The organism is Microbispora sp. CA-102843 (assembly GCF_050936215.1).
In the GTDB taxonomy this organism is placed as follows: Bacteria; Actinomycetota; Actinomycetes; order Streptosporangiales; family Streptosporangiaceae; genus Microbispora.
The window spans coordinates 5,611,853-5,629,163 of sequence record NZ_JBNJNF010000001.1; the positions used below are offsets into that span (position 1 = coordinate 5,611,853).

Annotated in this window: 16 protein-coding genes; 4 read left to right on the forward strand and 12 right to left on the reverse strand. The window is 70.0% G+C overall.

The features are described from left to right. Window positions 1-123 precede the first annotated feature (123 nt). A complete protein-coding gene (locus ACQEVJ_RS26075) occupies window positions 124-1,167 on the reverse strand; it encodes an MFS transporter (RefSeq protein ID WP_433105339.1) in 1,044 nt (347 codons plus the stop codon). On the opposite strand from ACQEVJ_RS26075, the gene ACQEVJ_RS26080 reads away from it, so the two are divergent. Continuing rightward, on the forward strand, window positions 1,160-1,546 hold the full coding sequence (locus ACQEVJ_RS26080) for a TetR family transcriptional regulator C-terminal domain-containing protein (RefSeq protein WP_433105341.1): 387 nt from the start codon (window positions 1,160-1,162) through the stop codon (window positions 1,544-1,546). The two genes, ACQEVJ_RS26075 and ACQEVJ_RS26080, sit on opposite strands and share 8 nt — an antisense overlap. Window positions 1,547-1,553: 7 nt before the next feature. Here ACQEVJ_RS26080 and hpaD read toward each other — a convergent pair whose 3' ends face one another. Genes hpaD through ACQEVJ_RS26115 form a run of 7 tightly spaced genes read right to left on the reverse strand, consistent with a single transcriptional unit; the run spans window position 1,554 to window position 9,209 of the window. Then, window positions 1,554-2,627: a 3,4-dihydroxyphenylacetate 2,3-dioxygenase gene (hpaD, locus tag ACQEVJ_RS26085; RefSeq protein WP_433105343.1), complete on the reverse strand. Its 1,074-nt coding sequence runs from the start codon at window positions 2,625-2,627 to the stop codon at window positions 1,554-1,556. Window positions 2,628-2,641: 14 nt separating this feature from the next. Then, entirely contained in the window at window positions 2,642-4,165 is a 1,524-nt protein-coding gene (gene hpaE / locus ACQEVJ_RS26090; RefSeq protein ID WP_433105345.1) for a 5-carboxymethyl-2-hydroxymuconate semialdehyde dehydrogenase, read from the reverse strand. A 49-nt stretch (window positions 4,166-4,214) separates the two neighbouring features. Beyond that, window positions 4,215-4,898, reverse strand: a complete 684-nt coding sequence (locus ACQEVJ_RS26095; RefSeq protein ID WP_433105347.1) for a GntR family transcriptional regulator — start codon at window positions 4,896-4,898, stop codon at window positions 4,215-4,217. Next, entirely contained in the window at window positions 4,895-6,349 is a 1,455-nt protein-coding gene (locus tag ACQEVJ_RS26100) for a fumarylacetoacetate hydrolase family protein (protein WP_433105349.1), read from the reverse strand. The genes ACQEVJ_RS26095 and ACQEVJ_RS26100 overlap by 4 nt, the downstream gene beginning before the upstream one ends. Then, window positions 6,346-7,128 carry an HpcH/HpaI aldolase family protein gene (locus ACQEVJ_RS26105; RefSeq protein WP_433105351.1) on the reverse strand — a complete coding sequence of 261 codons (783 nt, stop codon included), beginning with the start codon at window positions 7,126-7,128 and terminating at the stop codon, window positions 6,346-6,348. Before ACQEVJ_RS26105 ends, ACQEVJ_RS26100 begins: the two co-directional genes overlap by 4 nt. Continuing rightward, window positions 7,113-7,898: a 2-oxo-hept-4-ene-1,7-dioate hydratase gene (hpaH, locus tag ACQEVJ_RS26110; protein ID WP_433105353.1), complete on the reverse strand. Its 786-nt coding sequence runs from the start codon at window positions 7,896-7,898 to the stop codon at window positions 7,113-7,115. The genes ACQEVJ_RS26105 and hpaH overlap by 16 nt, the downstream gene beginning before the upstream one ends. 57 nt (window positions 7,899-7,955) lie before the next feature. Further along, window positions 7,956-9,209 carry an Nramp family divalent metal transporter gene (locus ACQEVJ_RS26115; protein ID WP_433105355.1) on the reverse strand — a complete coding sequence of 418 codons (1,254 nt, stop codon included), beginning with the start codon at window positions 9,207-9,209 and terminating at the stop codon, window positions 7,956-7,958. Window positions 9,210-9,717: 508 nt separating this feature from the next. Here ACQEVJ_RS26115 and ACQEVJ_RS26120 point away from each other — a divergent pair. From ACQEVJ_RS26120 to ACQEVJ_RS26130, 3 genes are read left to right on the forward strand one after another with little or no spacing between them, the layout of a single operon-like run. After that, the gene (locus ACQEVJ_RS26120) at window positions 9,718-10,704 is read left to right on the forward strand and encodes a PDR/VanB family oxidoreductase (protein ID WP_433105357.1); all 987 of its coding nucleotides are present in this window, start codon (window positions 9,718-9,720) and stop codon (window positions 10,702-10,704) included. Further along, window positions 10,697-11,935, forward strand: a complete 1,239-nt coding sequence (locus ACQEVJ_RS26125; protein WP_433105359.1) for a Rieske 2Fe-2S domain-containing protein — start codon at window positions 10,697-10,699, stop codon at window positions 11,933-11,935. Before ACQEVJ_RS26120 ends, ACQEVJ_RS26125 begins: the two co-directional genes overlap by 8 nt. Continuing rightward, entirely contained in the window at window positions 11,928-12,482 is a 555-nt protein-coding gene (locus tag ACQEVJ_RS26130; protein ID WP_433105361.1) for a hypothetical protein, read from the forward strand. The genes ACQEVJ_RS26125 and ACQEVJ_RS26130 overlap by 8 nt, the downstream gene beginning before the upstream one ends. Here ACQEVJ_RS26130 and ACQEVJ_RS26135 read toward each other — a convergent pair. From ACQEVJ_RS26135 to ACQEVJ_RS26150, 4 genes are all read right to left on the reverse strand, one after another. Continuing rightward, a complete protein-coding gene (locus tag ACQEVJ_RS26135) occupies window positions 12,449-13,165 on the reverse strand; it encodes a FadR/GntR family transcriptional regulator (protein ID WP_433105363.1) in 717 nt (238 codons plus the stop codon). The two genes, ACQEVJ_RS26130 and ACQEVJ_RS26135, sit on opposite strands and share 34 nt — an antisense overlap. A gap of 99 nt (window positions 13,166-13,264) precedes the next feature. Continuing rightward, complete coding sequence (locus ACQEVJ_RS26140) at window positions 13,265-14,368, reverse strand: ABC transporter substrate-binding protein (protein ID WP_433105365.1); 1,104 nt, start codon at window positions 14,366-14,368, stop codon at window positions 13,265-13,267. Next, window positions 14,365-16,131, reverse strand: a complete 1,767-nt coding sequence (locus ACQEVJ_RS26145) for an ABC transporter permease (protein WP_433105367.1) — start codon at window positions 16,129-16,131, stop codon at window positions 14,365-14,367. Before ACQEVJ_RS26145 ends, ACQEVJ_RS26140 begins: the two co-directional genes overlap by 4 nt. Then, window positions 16,128-17,297, reverse strand: a complete 1,170-nt coding sequence (locus ACQEVJ_RS26150; RefSeq protein ID WP_433105369.1) for an ABC transporter ATP-binding protein — start codon at window positions 17,295-17,297, stop codon at window positions 16,128-16,130. Before ACQEVJ_RS26150 ends, ACQEVJ_RS26145 begins: the two co-directional genes overlap by 4 nt. Window positions 17,298-17,311: the final 14 nt, after the last annotated feature.

Consider the following 17,311-nt stretch of genomic DNA (forward strand, 5'->3'; position numbering starts at 1 on the left):
GGGGCGTGAGAAAGATCTCATCGCCTGCGGACGCCGGCCGGTCGATGACGTCCAGCAGGGATTCCTTCCTCCCACTCCGCCGATGCAGAATCTAACTTCACGTCACCGTAGGCTGAACGCGATTCACGCGCCGGCTGTCCGCGGGTCCGTCGATGCGGTCGCCGATCTCCCGTCCCGGCGGTTCGGAAGGACCCCGCCGAGGACCGCGACGACGACCAGGACCACGGCTGTGATCGCGAACGCCCGGCCGTAACCGGCCACGGTGGCCTGCGCTGTCCCGGAGTGCCGGCCGGTCAGCGCGACCAGCGCGGCCAGGCCGAGCACCCCGCCGGTCTGTTTGGCGGTGTTCATCAGCCCGGACGCCGCGCCCGCGTCGGCGGAGGGCACCCCGGAGGTGACGACGACGGTCAGCGGCGTGGTGAGCAGGCCGCCGCCCACCGCCAGCGCGATCCCCGGTCCGAGCACGGCCGAAATATAGGTGTCGTCGGCGGTGATTCGGCTCTGCCAGGCGAACCCGGCCGCCGCGACGAGCGCCCCGGCGACGACCAGGGGCCGGGTGCCCACCCGCCGCATCAGCCATGGCGTCAGGCGCAGGCCGACGACGAGCATCACCAGCGTGTGCGGCAGGAACGCCAGGCCGGTCCGCAGCGCGTCCAGGCCGAGCACCTGCTGCAGATACAGGGTCAGGAAGTACCACATCGGGATCTGGAAGGCCGCTCCGGCCAGCAGCATCTCCAGGTTGCCCAGCCAGATCGCGCGGGAGCGGAACAGACGCGGCGGAACCAGTGGCTCCCGCGCCCAGCGCGCCTCGACCGCCACGAACGCCGCCAGGGCGGCCAGGGCGGTGACCAGCGCGCGGCGGTGACGGCATCGGCCCAGCCGCGGACGGGGACGGACGTCAGACCATAGGTCAGCGCCGCCAGGCCGGACGTGACCAACACCGGCCCCCGCCACATCGAGACGGCCCGTGCGAGCGCGGACCGGTGCGCCCGGCAGTACGGCCACGGCAAGTGCGGCGGCGACCGCGCCGATCGGCACGTTGATCAGCAGGGTCGAGCGCCAGGTCAGATACCCGGTCAGCGCGCCGCTGAGGAGATTGCCCGACGCGCCGCCGGCGAGGCCGACCGCGGTCCAGATCGCCACGACGCGGCCCCGCCTGGTGCTCACCGCCGTGCTCGGCGAGCTGATCCCCGCCGATCCCGCGACCGAAGCCCACATGCGGGTACGCCAGTCCTTCAACGCCCTGGCACTGGCCGACCAGGCCATCGCCGCCAAAGTGCGCCTGCTCTACGACGACTTCCACCGGCAGATGGCCGATCTCGTGCGCAGGGACCAGCAGGCCGGGCACATCCCCGCCGCCCTGGACGCCCGCGAGGTGGCGGCCGGCCTCGTGGCCCTGGCCGAGGGACTCGCCTTCTACGTGCTCATCGACGTCACCCCCGCCGCCACCGCCCGCGAGCGTCTCAGTGCCGCGATCGCCGATCTCTACGCGAGCGCAGGGCCCTCATCCCTGGACGTGGGCGAAGAACCACGCGCCCAGGGATGAGGCCGGCTCACAGCTGCTCGCCGAGCTTGAAGCCGCGCTCGACGTCGCCCTCACGGGTGTAGGAGAAGCCGTCCGCGCCGACCGTCACGGCCATCTCGCTGCTGTCCGTGCGCTTCACGACCGGCACCAGGTTGCCGTCGAGGTCGAGCACCGCCGACGCCTCGGTGTACCAGCTCGGAACGACCGGGTTACCCCACCAGTCGCGACGCTGATTGTCGTGGACGTCCCACGTGACGAGCGGGTTGTCCGGGTCACCGGTCCAGTAGTCCTGCGTGTAGATCTCCACGCGGTGGCCGTCCGGGTCGAGGATGTAGAGGTAGAACGCGTTCGAGACGCCGTGACGGCCCGGGCCGCGCTCGATCCGGTCGGAGATGCGCAGAGCGCCCATCTTGTCGCAGATCGCGATGATGTTGTGCTTCTCGTGGGTCGCGAAGGCGACATGGTGCATGCGCGGGCCGTCGCCACCGGTCATCGCGGTGTCGTGCACGGTCGGCTTGCGGCGCATCCATGCGGCGTACACGGTGCCCTCGGCGTCCTCGATGTCCTCCGTCACCCTGAAGCCGAGGTCCACCATGTGCTTCGCCGCGCGCGGGACGTCCGGCGTGACCTGGTTGAAGTGGTCGAGGCGGACCAGCGCACCCGGGGTGTGCAACTGGTAGTGCCAGGCGAGGCGCTCGACGTGCTCGACCTCGTAGAAGTACTCGATCGGGAACCCGAGGGGGTCCTGGACGCGGACCGCGTCGCCGATGCCCTTGACGAACCCCTCCGTGCGGCGCTCGACACGGCAGCCGAGCTCGGTGTAGAACGCGACGGCCTTGTCGAGCTCCTCGGGAGAGCGAACCCGGTAGGCGAAGGCGGCGACAGCGGCCACCGGGCCCTGACGCAACACGAGGTTGTGGTGGATGAACTCCTCGAACGTCCGCAGGTAGATCTCGTTCTCGGTCTCCTTCGTGACGACGAGACCGAGCAGGTCGACATAGAACTCGCGCGACTTCCGCAGGTCGGTGACGACCAGCTCCATGTACGCGCACCGGATGATGTCGGGCGCCGGAGCCTTCGGGGTGGGGATGTCGGTGGTCACGGTGCTTTCCTCGCTCATTTCTGCGTCGTGAACGACGTGGCCGCCTCGGGTCCGCGGCCGAAGCGCGGCGAGTGGGCCTCGTTTAGGGTGATGTGCACGGCCTGCTGATCCGTGTAGAAGTCGATCGACCGGTAGCCGCCCTCGTGGCCCAGGCCGGAGGCCTTCACGCCGCCGAACGGGGTGCGCAGGTCGCGCACGTTGTTCGAGTTGAGCCAGACCATGCCCGCGTCGACGCTCTGGGAGAACGTGTGGGCGCGCTTGAGGTCGTTCGTCCAGATGTACGCCGCGAGGCCGTACTTGACGCCGTTGGCGAGCTTGAGAGCCTCCTCGTCGCTGTCGAACGGGGTAATCGCGACAACCGGGCCGAAGATCTCCTCCTGGAAGATCCGGGCGTCCGGCTTGACGTCGACGAAGACGGTCGGGGCGACGTAGTTGCCCTCGGGGAGGCCCTCCGGACGGCCACCACCCGCGACGAGACGGGCCTCGTTCTTGCCGATCTCGACGTAGCTCATGACCTTGTCGTAGTGCTCGGGGTGCACGAGCGCCCCGACCTCGGTCGCGGGGTCGTGCGGGTCGCCGACCACGATGTTCTTCGCGCGCTCGGCGTAACGCTCCACGAACTCGTCGTAGACGGACCGCTCGACCAGGATGCGGCTGCCGGCCGTGCAGCGCTCCCCGTTGAGCGAGAACACCCCGAACACCGTCGCGTCCAGCGCCGCTTCCAGGTCCGCGTCGGCGAAGACCACGGCCGGCGACTTGCCGCCGAGCTCCATGGAGAGGCCCTTGAGGTGCGGCGCCGCGTTGCCGAAGATGATCTGCCCGGTGCGGCTCTCGCCCGTGAACGAGATCAGCGGCACGTCGGGGTGCTTCACCAGCGCGTCGCCGGCGTCCTCGCCGAAGCCGTTGACCAGGTTGAAGACACCGTCAGGCACGCCCGCCTCGCGGAAGATCTCCGCCCACAGCGATGCCGACAGCGGGGTGAACTCGGCCGGCTTGAGCACCACGGTGTTGCCGGTGGCCAGCGCGGGGGCGAGCTTCCAGGACTCGAGCATGAACGGGGTGTTCCACGGCGTGATGAGGCCCGCGACGCCCTTGGGCTTGCGGTTCACGTAGTTCACCTGGCGGCCGGGCACCTTGTAGGTGTCGTCGCGCTGAGCGACGATCAGGTCCGCGAAGAACCGGAAGTTCTCGGCGGCGCGCTGGGCCTGGCCGAGCGCCTGCGTGATCGGCAGGCCGGTGTCCCACGTCTCCAGCTCGGCGAGCCGCTTGTCCTGCGCCTCGACCAGGTCGGCCACCCGGTGCAGCACCCGCGAGCGCTGGCGGGGCAGCAGCCTCGGCCACGTGCCGTCGAAGGCCCGCTGCGCCGCGGCGACCGCGAGGTCGATGTCTGCTTTCTTCCCGGCCGCGGCCTTGATGTAGACCTGGTTGGTGACGGGGTTGAGCACGTCGAAGGTGTCGCCGTCGACGCTGTCGACGAACTTCCCGTCGATGAAGTGCCGGATGCGATCCGGCAGCCCGTCGGGGGCGTGCTGTCTCATGGTTGCTCCTGGGCAGGTGAGTGGGTCGGGTGAGTTCGGTGGATCGGGGTCAGCGGTCGGCGTCGGACGTGGCATGCCGCTGGCGGTCGGCCTGGTAGGCCAGCACCGCGTCGAGAGTGCGGAGCCGGTGGTCGCGAGCCGCGAGTTCGATGGTCAGGGGTGTCTCTCCGGCCTCGATCAGCCGTAGGAGCGCCTCGTGCTCGTCGACGGACTCGTGCGCGCGACCGGGCACGAAGCCGAAGACGGAGTCACGGAGCACGGTCAGCCGCTTCCAGCCGCGGTGGACGAGGTCGACGATGTGCGGATTGGGGCACTCCTCGAAGAGCACCGCGTGAAAGGCGCGGTTGAGCTCGGTGAACCGGTGCGGGTCGAACGCCTTCAGGGACTCGGCCATCTGGTCGTTGACCGCTCTGGCCCGGGCGATGTGGTCCCCGGTGATGCGGGGTGCCGACAGCGCGGTCGCGGCGCCCTCCACGAGTGCGAGCGTCTGCATCGTGTACACGTACTCCTGCTCGTGCATGAAGGCGACCTGGGCACCGATGTTGCGCTCGAAGGTCACCAGGCCCTCCGCCTCGAGCAGGCGGATCGCCTCGCGCACCGGGACCGTGCTGACGCCGATCTGCCTCGCGACGGCGTCGAGGACCAGGCGGTATCCGGGCGAGAATCGACCGGTCTCGATCCGCTCGCGGATCCAGTCGTACGCGATCTGCGACTTGCTCCTGGTCTGGGTCAAGCCTGTTCCTCCCGCCAGGCCTGATAGCGCCGGCGCCACTCGGCGTTGAGCGGGAAGAGGCCGTCGACGGGGTGACCCTCCGACACCCGTGCGGCGACCCACGCGTCCTCGGCCTCCTGGTCGGCGGCTCCGGTGGCGACCCGTTCGACGAGCCGCTGCGGGATGACGACCACTCCGTCGTCGTCGCCGACGACGACGTCACCGGGCACGACGGCGGCGCCTCCGCAGGTGATCGCGGCGTCGACCTCCCACGGGACATGCCGCCTGCCGAGCACGGAGGGATGCGCGGCCTGGGCGAACGTGGGAATGCCGATGCCGGCGACGGCGGCCGAGTCACGCGCGGCCCCGTCTGTGACGATCCCGGCGGCGCCCAGCGTCCTCGCGCGCAGAGCGAGGACGTCGCCGACGGTGCCCGCTGTGGCGTCTCCGCGGGCCTCGATCACCAGCACCTCGCCCTCCGCGAGAGAGTCGAAGGCCTGCTTCTGGGCGTTGAAGCCGCCGCCGTGCGACTCGAACAGATCCGGCCGGTGCGCGACGAAGCGCAGGGTCCGCGCGACTCCGATCATCTTCGTCCCGGGGACCAGCGGGTGGACGCCGTCGATCGACGCGTGCGGATAGCCCAGCTTGCGCAGCTGCGCGCTGATCGTCGCCACGGCGGCCGAGGAGAGCTTGTCGCGCAGCTCGTCGGTCAGGACGAACGGCGCCGGCACGGTGACACCCGCCGTCTCGGCGTCGCCCCACGCCTCGATGCGCTGCAGATCGTCGACATGGGGCTTCGCGCCGTACTCGGCGAACGGCGTCGTCCCCTCGACCACCCTGGTGATCAGGCGGCCTGTGCTGGGCGCACCGGGGGCGGTCGGCGCGTCGACCTCGACCTCCACCACGTCGCCCGGGACGGCCACGGAGGAGCCGGCCGGTGTGCCGGTCAGGATGACGTCACCCGGCTCAAGGGTGATCAGTTGGGACAGGTCGGCCACGAGCGTTCCGAACGGGAAGACCAGGTCCGCGGTCGTGTCGTCCTGCTTGAGCACACCGTTGACCCAGGTGCGGACGCGCAGGGCCGTGGGGTCGACCGACGCGGCCGGGATCACCTCCGGGCCCAGCGGGGTGAACCCGTCTCCCCCCTTGTTGCGCAGGTTCGAGCCCTTGTCGACGAGGCGGAGGTCGTAGACGCCCCAGTCGTTGGCGGCGGTGATCCCCGAGATCGACGCCCACCCCTCCTCGGGCGTGACCCGGCGCGCCCGGGTGCCCACGATCAACGCGACCTCCCCCTCGTACGCCAAGAGCTCCGTGCCGGCGGGACGCTCGATGACGTCGCCGCTCGCGGCCATCGACGAGGTCGGCTTGAGGAAGAACGACGGGTGCGCCGGGGTGCGCCCGCGCTGCGCGATGCGGGACGGGTAGTTCAGGTGCAGGGCGATGATCTTGCCGGGTCGTTCGAGCCCGCTCACGGTGTCTCCTCGATGAACTCGGCGGCGAGCCTCTCGCTCCCGCGGGCGAGCAGTTGGACGTCGGCGCCGACGAGGATGAAGTCGGCGCCGGCGGTGAGGTATCGCCTGGCCAGCGCCGGCGCGAAGGCGTTGAGGCCGACCTTGACGCCGGCCGCCGCGGCGGCTCGGAGGCAGTGCTCGACCGCGGCCACCACCTCGGGATGGTCCTGCTCTCCGAGCACGCCCATCGAGGCGGCCAGATCGGACGGTCCGACGAAGATGCCGTCGACTCCGGGCGTGGAGGCGATGGCTTCGACGTTCCCGACCGCCTCGGCGGACTCGATCTGGAGATAGAGCGAGATGGTCTCGCGGGCGGTGCGCAGATAGTCGGGGACCCGGTTCCAGCGAGAGCCCCGCGCCAGTGCGCTGCCCACTCCCCGGATGCCGCGCGGCGGGTACTCGACCGCGCTCACCGTCGCCGCGGCCTGTTCCGCGGTGTCGACCATCGGGATCAGCAGGTTCTGCACGCCCAGGTCGAGGTACTGCTTGATGACGACGGGGTCGCCGGCCGGCGGGCGCACCAGCGGGGTCACGGGGTAGCCGTGGACGGCCTGCAGCTGGGCGAGCAGGGACTCCAGGCCGTTGGGGCTGTGCTCGGCGTCGATCAACAGCCAGTCGAGTCCGCTACCGGCACAGATCTCGGCGACCAGCGGGCTGCCGCTGCACACCCACATGCCGATCAGCGGCCGGCGGGCCGCGGTGAGAGCGTCGCGGAAGGTCGGGTCTACTCGAAGCGGCACGTGATCGCCCCCAGGTCGCCGTAGTCCGCGTGGACGGTGTCGCCGCGCTCCACCCACACCGGACGGGTGAACGAACCGGCCAGGATGATCTCCCCGGCCTCGAGCGTGGTCCCGTGCTGGGCGAGCTTGTTGGCGAGCCAGGCCACGCCGGTGGCCGGGTGATTGAGCACACCCGCGGCGACCCCGGTCTCCTCGATCGTCTGGTTCTTGTAGAGCAGGGCGCTCACCCAGCGCAGGTCGACCGCGTCGACCGCGACAGGGCGCCCGCCGACGACCATCCCGCCCATCGCCGCGTTGTCGCTGATGGTGTCGACGATGGTCCGGCCCTGCAGCTCGATGTGGGAGTTGAGGATCTCCAAGGCAGGGACGACGTACCTGGTGGCGTCGAGCACGTCGAACAAGGTGCAGGCCGGGCCGGTGAGCGGCTTGTCCAGCACGAAGGCCAGCTCGACCTCGATGCGCACGTTGGAGAAGTCGTCGAACGGGATCGCGGCACCGTTCTCGAAGACCATGTCGTCGAAGATCACCCCGTAGTCGGGCTCGGTGATCCCGGTGGCGGCCTGCATCGCCTTGGAGGTCAAGCCGATCTTGTGGCCGACGATCCTGTGGCCCGCCTCGACCCTGCGCCTGGCCCACAGCGCCTGGACGGCGTAGGAGTCCTCGATCTCCATCCCGGGGTTGCGCGCGGTCAGGAGCGGCACGACGCTCCGCTCACGGTCGGCGGCGAGCAGCTCGTCGGCGATCCGCTCGATCTGTTCTTGCTGCAGCAAAGTTACTCTCCGTTACGTACATTTACGACTTCATGCGTTCCGATATGGCGAGTTCGACTAGGTGACGACCATGAGGATCAGGAGGACGTTCAACGCCGCGACGGCCGCGCAAACCACGCCACTGACGGCACGAAGCGCGGGACCGTTGGCGAAGTCGCCCATGACGCGACGCCGGCTCGTGTACCAGACGAGCGGCACGAGCACGAACGGGATTCCCACCGAGAGCACCACCTGGGTGAGGACGAGGGTCCAGGTCGGATCGACGCCGAGCCCCAGCACGATCAGCGCGGGGACAAGGGTCGCGACCCGTCTCAGGAGGAGGGGCACCCGGACGTGGAGAAGGCCGTCCATGACCGCCGCTCCCGCATGGCTTCCCACGGAGGTGGACGCCAGCCCGGAGGCGAGCAGACCCACTCCGAAGACGAGACCTGGGACGACTCCGAGATGGGCGGTGATGGCGCGCGCGGCCCCCTGGATCGTGTCGACGTCGGCCACGCCCCGCAGAGCCGCTGCCGCGAGTAGCAGCATGGCGACGTTGACGCCGCCGGCGACGACGAGAGCGCCCACGACGTCGTAGCGCGTGACCTTCAGCAGCCGCCTCGTACGTCGCGGATCCTCGTGGAAGCCATGACGATCGCGCACCAGGCTCGAGTGGAGGTAGACCGCGTGCGGCATGACGGTCGCACCGATCATGCCGGCGGCCAGCAGCACCGTGGGCGACCCGTCCAGCCGGGGAACCAGGCCGCCGGCCGCGCCGGACCAGTCCACGGGGCTCACCAGCAAGCCGCCGGCGAATCCGATCGCGATCACTGCCAGCAGGCCGATGACGAGTATCTCGAAAGCCCGCTGGCCATGGCGGGACTGCAGTTCGAGCATGACCGTCGAGAGCACGCCGACGAGGATGCCGCCCACCGGAAGGGGCAGACCCAGCAGAATCTCAAGGGCGATCGCACCGCCGATCACCTCCGCGAGGTCGGTGGCGGCCACGGTGACCTCGGCCTGCGCCCAATAGAGCAGACGCGCCGGTCGTGACAGTCGGTCACCGAGAATCTCGGGGAGCGTGCGCCCCGTGACCAGTCCCAGCTTCGCGGACAGATATTGGACCAGGACCGCCATCGCGTTCGCGAGGACGAGGACCCACACCAGCAGGTAGCCGTACTTCGCCCCGGCGGACAGATTCGCGGCGACGTTACCGGGATCGACGTAGGCGATCGCGGCGACGAAGGCAGGGCCGAGCAGCCGGAGCAACTGACGTTCCGGCCGAGGGGTGACGGGAGTCCGGAGGTCGGCCACCAGGGGCCCGGCGGTCATCGCGCGGGCTCCGTCGCGGCCAGCCGGGCACGGTTCGGACGGGCACGGTTCGGACGGGCACGGTTCGGACGGGCACGGTTCGGTCGAGCACGGTTCGGACGGGCGCGGTTCGGACGGGCGAGCGGCCATCGCCCCGCCATCGTGCCGTGGGCCACGCGCGCCACCTCCCCCGCTACCAGCCGGAGCGGCGCAGGTCACGGCGCCGCGGTCGATCGCCACGCACCATATACGATCTCGCATCAGAATGGAACCGGTTGAACCTATTCAACATGCTGAATAGGCCCGCAGTGACAGCACAGCCACAGATCAACCCTATTAAACATGTCTAATATGCACTATCGTGGCCGCTGCCACGTCTCCTTGTGACTGGTGACGCTGCCGTGGACTGGAAGGACACGATGAATCAGAGTGCTATCGAAGCGCCCGGCGTCGGACTCGCGACGGGCGCCGTGGGGCTGCCCGCCGATCTCAGCGGGCTCTTCGTTGGTGGGCCGCTTCGATGACGGCGATGCAGCTCGACCGACCGCTTGAAACCGGCGCGAAGGCGCAGCCGCCGTCCCTGGCCCTACGTGTCGTCACACTGCATTGGGAAGCGGCGGGAATCGTGTCCGTCGTGCTCGCCTCGGACGACGGGGCCGCTCTTCCGGCGTGGGCGCCGGGCGCTCACGTCGACGTCGAACTGGCGCCGGGCCTGCTCCGGCAGTACTCCCTCAGCGGTGATCCCGCCGACAGTTCGTCCTACCGGATCACCGTTGCTCTCGAGCACGGCGGCCGCGGCGGGTCGAAGCACGTCCACGAACGGCTTCGGGTCGGCGAGATCCTGAAGGTGAGCGCGCCGCGCAGCACGTTCCCCTTCGTCGACGCCCCGCGTTATGTCTTCCTCGCGGGCGGCATCGGCATCACCCCGCTCCTCCCGATGATGCGGCGTGCCGCCGCCGAGGGGAGACCCTGGGTTCTGCACCTCGCCGTCCGTTCGCGCCACGCCATCCCGTTCCGTGACGAGCTCGGCGACGGCAACGGCACCGGGACCGTTCACGTGTTCGCCTCGGACGAGGGACAGCGTCTCGACCTGCGCGATGCCGTCGCGCGAGCGCACCCGTCGGCGGCCGTCTACTGCTGCGGCCCCGAACGGATGCTGGTCGAGGTGGAGCAGCACGCGCGCGACCTCGGGCGCGAGGTCAGAGTGGAGCGCTTCCAGGCCAAGCCGTTGAGTGAGCCGTTGCGCCAAGGGAGTTTCGTGGTGCGTTGCGCGCGCTCGCAGCAGTCTATGACGGTCGAGCCCGACCAGAGCGTTCTCGACGCCCTGGCGAGTGTCGGCATCGACCTCCCGTCTTCCTGCCGCGAGGGCGTCTGCGGCACCTGTGAGCTGGCCGTGCTCAACGGCGTGGTCGACCACCGCGACTCGATCCTCACCGACGCGGAGAAGCAAGCAAACGACACGATGATGGTCTGCGTCTCGCGGGCCCTGACAGAAGAGCTGGAACTCGATGTCTGACGCGACAACAACCCCCGCCACCGAAGCCGCACTCGACACAGGAACCGCCTACGGGCTGAAACTCGGCGGGCCGCTCAACGAGCTCGCCCAGGTCGGCCCCGGCACGCCGTACGGGGAGGTGATGCGCCGATACTGGCATCCGATCTCGAAGGCCGAGAAGGTGACCACCACCCCGCGCCGCGTCAAGGTGCTGGGCGAGGAGCTCATCCTCTTCCGCACCGGCCGCGGCAAGCCCGCCCTGCTGCATCCGCGATGCATCCACCGCGGCGCCTCGCTCTACTACGGAGGGGTGGAAGAGGACGGCATCCGCTGCTGCTACCACGGCTGGGTCTTCGATCCGACCGGGCACTGCCTGGAGCAGCCCTGCGAACCCGACCTCGGCCGGCACCGCGACAAGGTCCGTCAGCCCTGGTATCCCGTGCAGGAGCTGTACGGACTGGTGTGGGCCTACATGGGGCCCGCGGACAAGAAGCCCGTCCTGCCCCGCTACGACGTCTTCGAGAACATCCCCGACGGTTGTCATCTCATCGTCAACGACGCCGGCGTCGGCGGCGGCGGGCCCGAGGTGCTGGACTTCAACTGGCTGCAGCACTGGGAGAACGTGATGGACCCCTTCCACGTGCCGATCCTGCACGCGCGGTTCAGCGGCGAGCAGTTCACCCCGGAGATGGCCGTGATCCCCGAGGTCACGTTCGAGTACACACCGGTCGGGGTCCGCTCGACGCAGATCAGGAAACTCGACGACAAGCGGGCGCTGCGCCGCCGGACCGAGGTGATGTTCCCCAACCTCCGTGTCGTGCCCAGCCCCCGGCTCACGCCCGGCCAGACCAATCTGATCGGGTGGGTCGTGCCCGAGGACGACACCACCTTCCGCATCTTCACCCTCGCGGTCCACGAGGACCCCGACTTCCTGGTCAAGCTGCGCTCCACCTTCGGCGGCAAGCCGTGGGCCGAGCTCACCGAGGAGGAGCACCGGCGCATGCCCGGTGACTACGAGGCGCAGAAGAGCCAGGGACCGATCTCGCTGCACTCCGAGGACCACCTCACCACCACCGACCAGGGCGTGGCGATGCTGCGCCGGATGATGGCCAAGCAGATCCGCGCCGTCGCCGCCGGCGACGACCCGGCCGGCGTGATCCGCGACCCCGCCGACGAGGTCGTCACCATCACCGGCGGCAACTTCTTCCTCACCCCGGAAGAAGCACTGGCGGAGGGACTCGTGGATGCCTGACTCCGTCGCGCTCCTGGCCAAGTACACGCCGGCGGCCGTCTCTTCCGAGACACCGCTGGCCGTGCTCGGCGTCGACGGCGTCGTCGTCCTCGAGGGCGAGGCGCGCGTCCCGGCCCGCGTCGAGCATCTGTCTGCGCGAGGAAAGTGGGCGCGCGACCTCCGGGTGCCCGATGGCACCCGCGAGGCCGTCGCCCACCTCGCCCAGCGCTACAGCATCGTCTGGGCCTCCGAATGGGGACCGAACGCCCACCTCGCGCTGGCCGACGTTCTCGGCCTCCCGGCCACCCCGTGGCCCTACCTGCCGTTGCAGTTCAACAAGCTCGCCGCCATCCGGCAGTACGCCGGTGGCCGGCCCTGGGTGTGGATCGACGACCCGGTCGTCGATCTGGAGCCGCTGCCCGACGATCCGGGCGGCGTCGTCGTCCGGGTCGACCCGTCTGAGGGCCTGGTGGGACTCGACCTGTCCGCGATCGACGAGGCGGTCGCCCGCGCGGCGTCTCGAGGAGCGTCCCGTCAGGGAGCCTCGACGACGTGGAAGTCGTCGTAGACGGTCTGATGGCGCCTGACGGCATCCGCGGTGGCGATCCGGTCTCCCGCCACGATCGCCGCGACCAACTCCTCATGGATCTCGAGCCGGATCCCGGAGTTGGGCGGGATGCCGTCATCGGCGACATAGAAGTCGTCGTGTGACTCCACGTACGCCAGCAGATTGAGGTAGACCGTCTTCAGGACGGGGTTGGGCACGATCTCCGCGATCCGGCGGTGCAGGCGCCAGTTGGTACGCAGGCCGGCGACCCGGTCACCCCATGTCGTGCGGAGCTTCTCGAGGATCAGGTTGAGGTCTTCGGCGTCAGCCGCGGACCGGTGCTCGGCCGCCGCCTGCGCGACGGCCGGCTCCAGCGCGTCGATCACCCGGACGCAGTCGATCGCGGTGCTCGTCACGTCCTGGAGGTTCAGGAATCCGTTACCGATCACGGCCTGCGCCGTCCGCTGGGCGACGAAGACTCCGCCCTGGGGGCCGGTGCGGGTCGTGATCAGTCCCTTGGCCTCGAGGACGCGCACCACCTCGGCGATGGTCGTCGGCGCCACACCGTATCTACCGGCGAGCTCCGCGCGGGTGCCGAGTCTGCTGCCCACCCGGAGCCGTCCCTCGGTGATGCCGTCTTCGATCTCGGACGCGACAGCGTCGACGGCTGAGCGCCGGCGTGGAACAGCTCGTGCAACAGACATGGTGCATCCAGTATCTCAGGCCGGTGGCGTTCAAGCAGCCGACAAAGACCGGCAAGTCGGTCGCTGATCGCGTCGTCGCGGCCCCCGGGCCGGCGCGGCTCAGCCCTTGGGGGTGCCGAAGACGTCCTTGAACTTGGCCGTCATCGGGTCCCAGAGAGAGGTGATCTCCTCCGGGCCGGGGATGTCGAGCAGCTTCACCTGGTCGAGCGGGACCAGGCCCTGGACCGCGGGCGCGCCCGGCATCGTGGGCAGCGCGTCGATCCCGGCGAACGCCTGCTGCGCCTCCGCCGTGAACAGCCAGTTCATGAGCAGCTCGGTGGCCTCGGGGGCGGCGCCGTCCTTGAGCGCGGCGAAGTAGGTCGGGGTCGACACGTTCCCGTCCTCCAGCGGGAAGGCGAACCCGATCGGTGCGCCCTTCCTCTTGGACGGGAAGTAGAAGTCCGACAGCGTGGTGAGCAGGATGTCGAACTCGCCACGCGCGACCGACTGGTCGGCGATCTCCAGTGACGACTTGAACGTGACGTCCTGCGCCTTCAGCCGGTCCAGCCAGGCGTCGTCGATGGCGTGCGCGCCGTACAACCGGATGAGCGTGCCGGAGGTGGCGCTGGGCGTGGTGGCGTCACCCGCCACGATCCGGCCCTTCCACTTCGGGTCCAGCAGGTCGGACCACTTCTTGGGCACGTCGGCGCCGGTCACCTTGTCCGAGTTGTACTCGATGCCCCAGACCGTGGTCGTCGGCGCGTAGAAGATGCCCGCGTCTTCGCGGTAGGCGGCAGCCAACGTCTTGGCCGCCGGCAGGTCCAGGGGCTTCAGCACGTCCTTGCGCTGGAAGTCGGGACCGCCGAGCAGACTGCCGACGTGCTTGCCGGAGGAGCGCTCGGCGGACAGCTTGGTCGTCAGCTCGGGTCCGTTGACCGCCAGGCCCTTGGTGGTGATCCCGGGGAAGCGCTTCTGGAAGGCGTCCCACACCTTCTGGTACTGCTCCCAGCCCTGCATGTATCCGACGATCTTCGTGTCGCCGCTGTCCGTGGCCTTGGTGTAGAGGTCCTTCAGGTGGGCGGCCGTGGCCGCGTCCACCTTCAGCGGCGCGAGGTCGAGTTCGTCGGCCCCCACAGACGTGCCGGCGGATCCGCCGCAGGCCGCCGTCAGCGAGAGCGAGACCGCGGCGGCCAGCGTGCAGGCCGCCCTGAACAGGTGCTTCATCGGTTCTCCTTGAGGCGCCGGCCCAACGCGCGGGCCGACAGAGCGAGTACGGCAAGCACTCCCCAAACGGCGAGCAGCAACCCGAACAGGGCGGCCGCGGTGGCGGTGTCCCCCGATCGGTTAAGGTTCAGGACCTCGATCGCCACGGTCGCGACGTCGGGTGAGGCCAGCAGAAGCGGGACGGCGAGGTTGCCGGAGATGAGGATGGCCGCGACGAGCCAGCCGTACCCGAAACTGGGGATGAGCAGGCGCAGGATCAGACCGAGGAAGGCGCGCACGCGACCGGCCCCGGAGACCCTGGCGGCCTCCTCGAACTCCGCCGGGATCTGCGCGACCGAGCCCTCCGCGGTGCGTACCGCGACCGGGACCGCGGCGATGACCAGGCCGATCAGCATGATCCAGACGGTGGCGTACAGCTGGTTCAGGCCGGGGACCGAGAGGAACGACCACATGATCCCCATGCCGAGCACGATCCCGGGCACCGTGACGGTCACCCAGAGCGCGCCGCCCATGTAGCGGCTGAGCAGGCCGGGCCGCGTCCTGATCACCCAGGCGAGCACCACGCACAGGAGCATGGTCGCGAACCCTCCGACGAAGGCCAGGCCGAAGGTGGTGGTGATCGCGCTGACCGTGTCCGGGTCGTCGAGCACCCTGCGGTAGTTGTCGAGCGTCCAGTTGTCGTAGAGCCCGAAAAAGGACTGGAAGCTGCCGATGTAGAGCTGGATCAGCGGCAACACCAGGGCGAGCAGCGCGTGCAGCGCGATCATCGCCGTGCCCAGCCAGCGCACCGGACCGAGCGACCATCGCTCCGTGCGGTAGGACTTGCCGCTCATCGTGGTGTAGCGCTTCCTGCCCAGCACCCGGGACTGCACCGCGATCAGCACCACGATGATCACCATGAGCACCAGCGCGAGGCTGCTGGCCTCGGCGTACCGGCCGCCGGCGTCACCGCTGATGTAGCGGTAGATCTCGGTGGAGAACACCCGGATTCCCGCGGGGAGCCCGATGATCTGCGGGAAGTCGAACGCCTCCAGGAAACTCACGAACGCCAGCAGCAGGGCTCCCAGCAGCGCGGGGGCGAGCAGCGGCACGTGAACCCGGAAGAACGTGCGGATCTTTCCCATCCCCGAGACCAGCGAGGCCTCCTCCAGCGACCGGTCCATGGCGAGGAAGGGCGCGAGGATCAGGAAGTAGTTGAACCCGACCGCCTTGAGCACACACACGAAGATCAGGCCGGGCCACGACGTGATGTCGATCGGCCCTCGCTCCGCCCCGGTCATCGCCATGATGACCTGGTTGATGAGGCCCACCCGCGGGTTGCCGAGCATGTCCCAGGAGATCGCGAAGAACAGGTTCGGGCTGACCATGGTGAGCAGCATCAACGGCGTCACCAGCCCGCGCAGCGGCACGTCGGTGCGGGCGACCATCCAGGCGAAGACCGCCGCGATCAGCATCGACAGCACCGACACGACGCTCGCGAGAAGGACCGACTGGCCGAGCACGGCGAGCGTGCCGGGGTCGGAGAGCGTCTCGACCAGAGGTCCGGCCGTCCAGGTCCCGCCCGGGTCGCTGATCAGGCCGTCGTGGAAGGCGGCGACCACGATCATCGAGACCGGCCACACGAAGAGCACCGTGCAGAGCGCCGCCAGCGCCCACGCGCCCGGGCCGATCCCCCGCGCCCGCGCGATCAGGCGGCCGGGGAGGCCGCGCGGCACGCCGGGGTACGGCGGCGCCCCGGCGGTCGCGCGGCCGTCGGCGGTCATGCGGCCACCCCGGCCGAGATTCCGGCCATCCCGAGCACCACGGCGTGCCCCGCGCTCAGCGTGACCGCGATCCGCTCCCCGGTGCCGGGAACCCGGACGCCGTCGTCCTCGTGCCCGTCCCCGGGTGCGTACGCGTGCCCGGCGCCGGGCCCGTGCGGCACGGACACGGTGATCGGCAGTCCCTCCGCGTCCACCGTCAGCTCGGTCCGCCCGCCGAGGTAGACAGCGTCGCGGACCACGGCCCGGCGCACGCCGGGCTCCTCGCCCGCCGCCCCTCCCGGGACCACCCGCACGTGGGCGGCCCGTACGGCGACCTCGACGGCGGAACCGGACGGGCCCGGCGGCGGCCCGGCGACCCTCAGGGGCGGCCCGCCCGGGGACGGGTGGAAGGCGAACCCTGTGGCGTCCGCCTCCCCCACGGTCCCGTCGAAGATGTTCTCGAACCCCATGAAGTCCGCGACGAACCGGTTGGCCGGGCGCGTGTAGACCTCACGGGGCGTGCCCTCCTGCTGTATCACCGACTCGCTCATCACCACGACCCGGTCCGAGAGCGCCATCGCCTCTTCCTGGTCGTGCGTGACGTAGACGGCGGTGGTGCCGATCTCCCGCTGGAGCCTGCGGATCGCGGTACGCATGCCGACCCGCAGCTTGGCGTCGAGGTTCGACAGCGGCTCGTCGAAGAGCATGAGCCGGGGGTGTCCGGCCATCGCCCTGGCGAGCGCGATCCGCTGCTGCTGCCCGCCGGACAGCTCACCCGGATAGCGCCCGGCGAAGTCGGCCAGGCCGACCGCCTTCAGCATCTCGGCCACCCTCGCCCTGCGCTCGGCCGCTGCCATCCGGGCCGCGCGGAGCGGGTAGCCGACGTTGGCGCCGGCCGTCAGGTGCGGCCAGAGCGCGTAGCTCTGGAACACCATCCCCACGCGGCGCCGCTCCGGCGGCACGCACACGCCGCGCGCGGCGGAGTAGACGGTGTCGCCTCCGATGGCGATCTCGCCACCGGTCGGCGTCTCCAGTCCGGCGAGGCAGCGTAGCGTGGTCGTCTTGCCGCAGCCGCTCGGGCCGAGCAGCGTCAGGAACTCGCCGTCGGCGATCGTCAGCTCGACGTCCCGTACCGCGGTGACGTCCCCGAAGCGCTTCACCAGTCCGGTGATCCGCACTTCTGCCATACCGGCTCCAACCA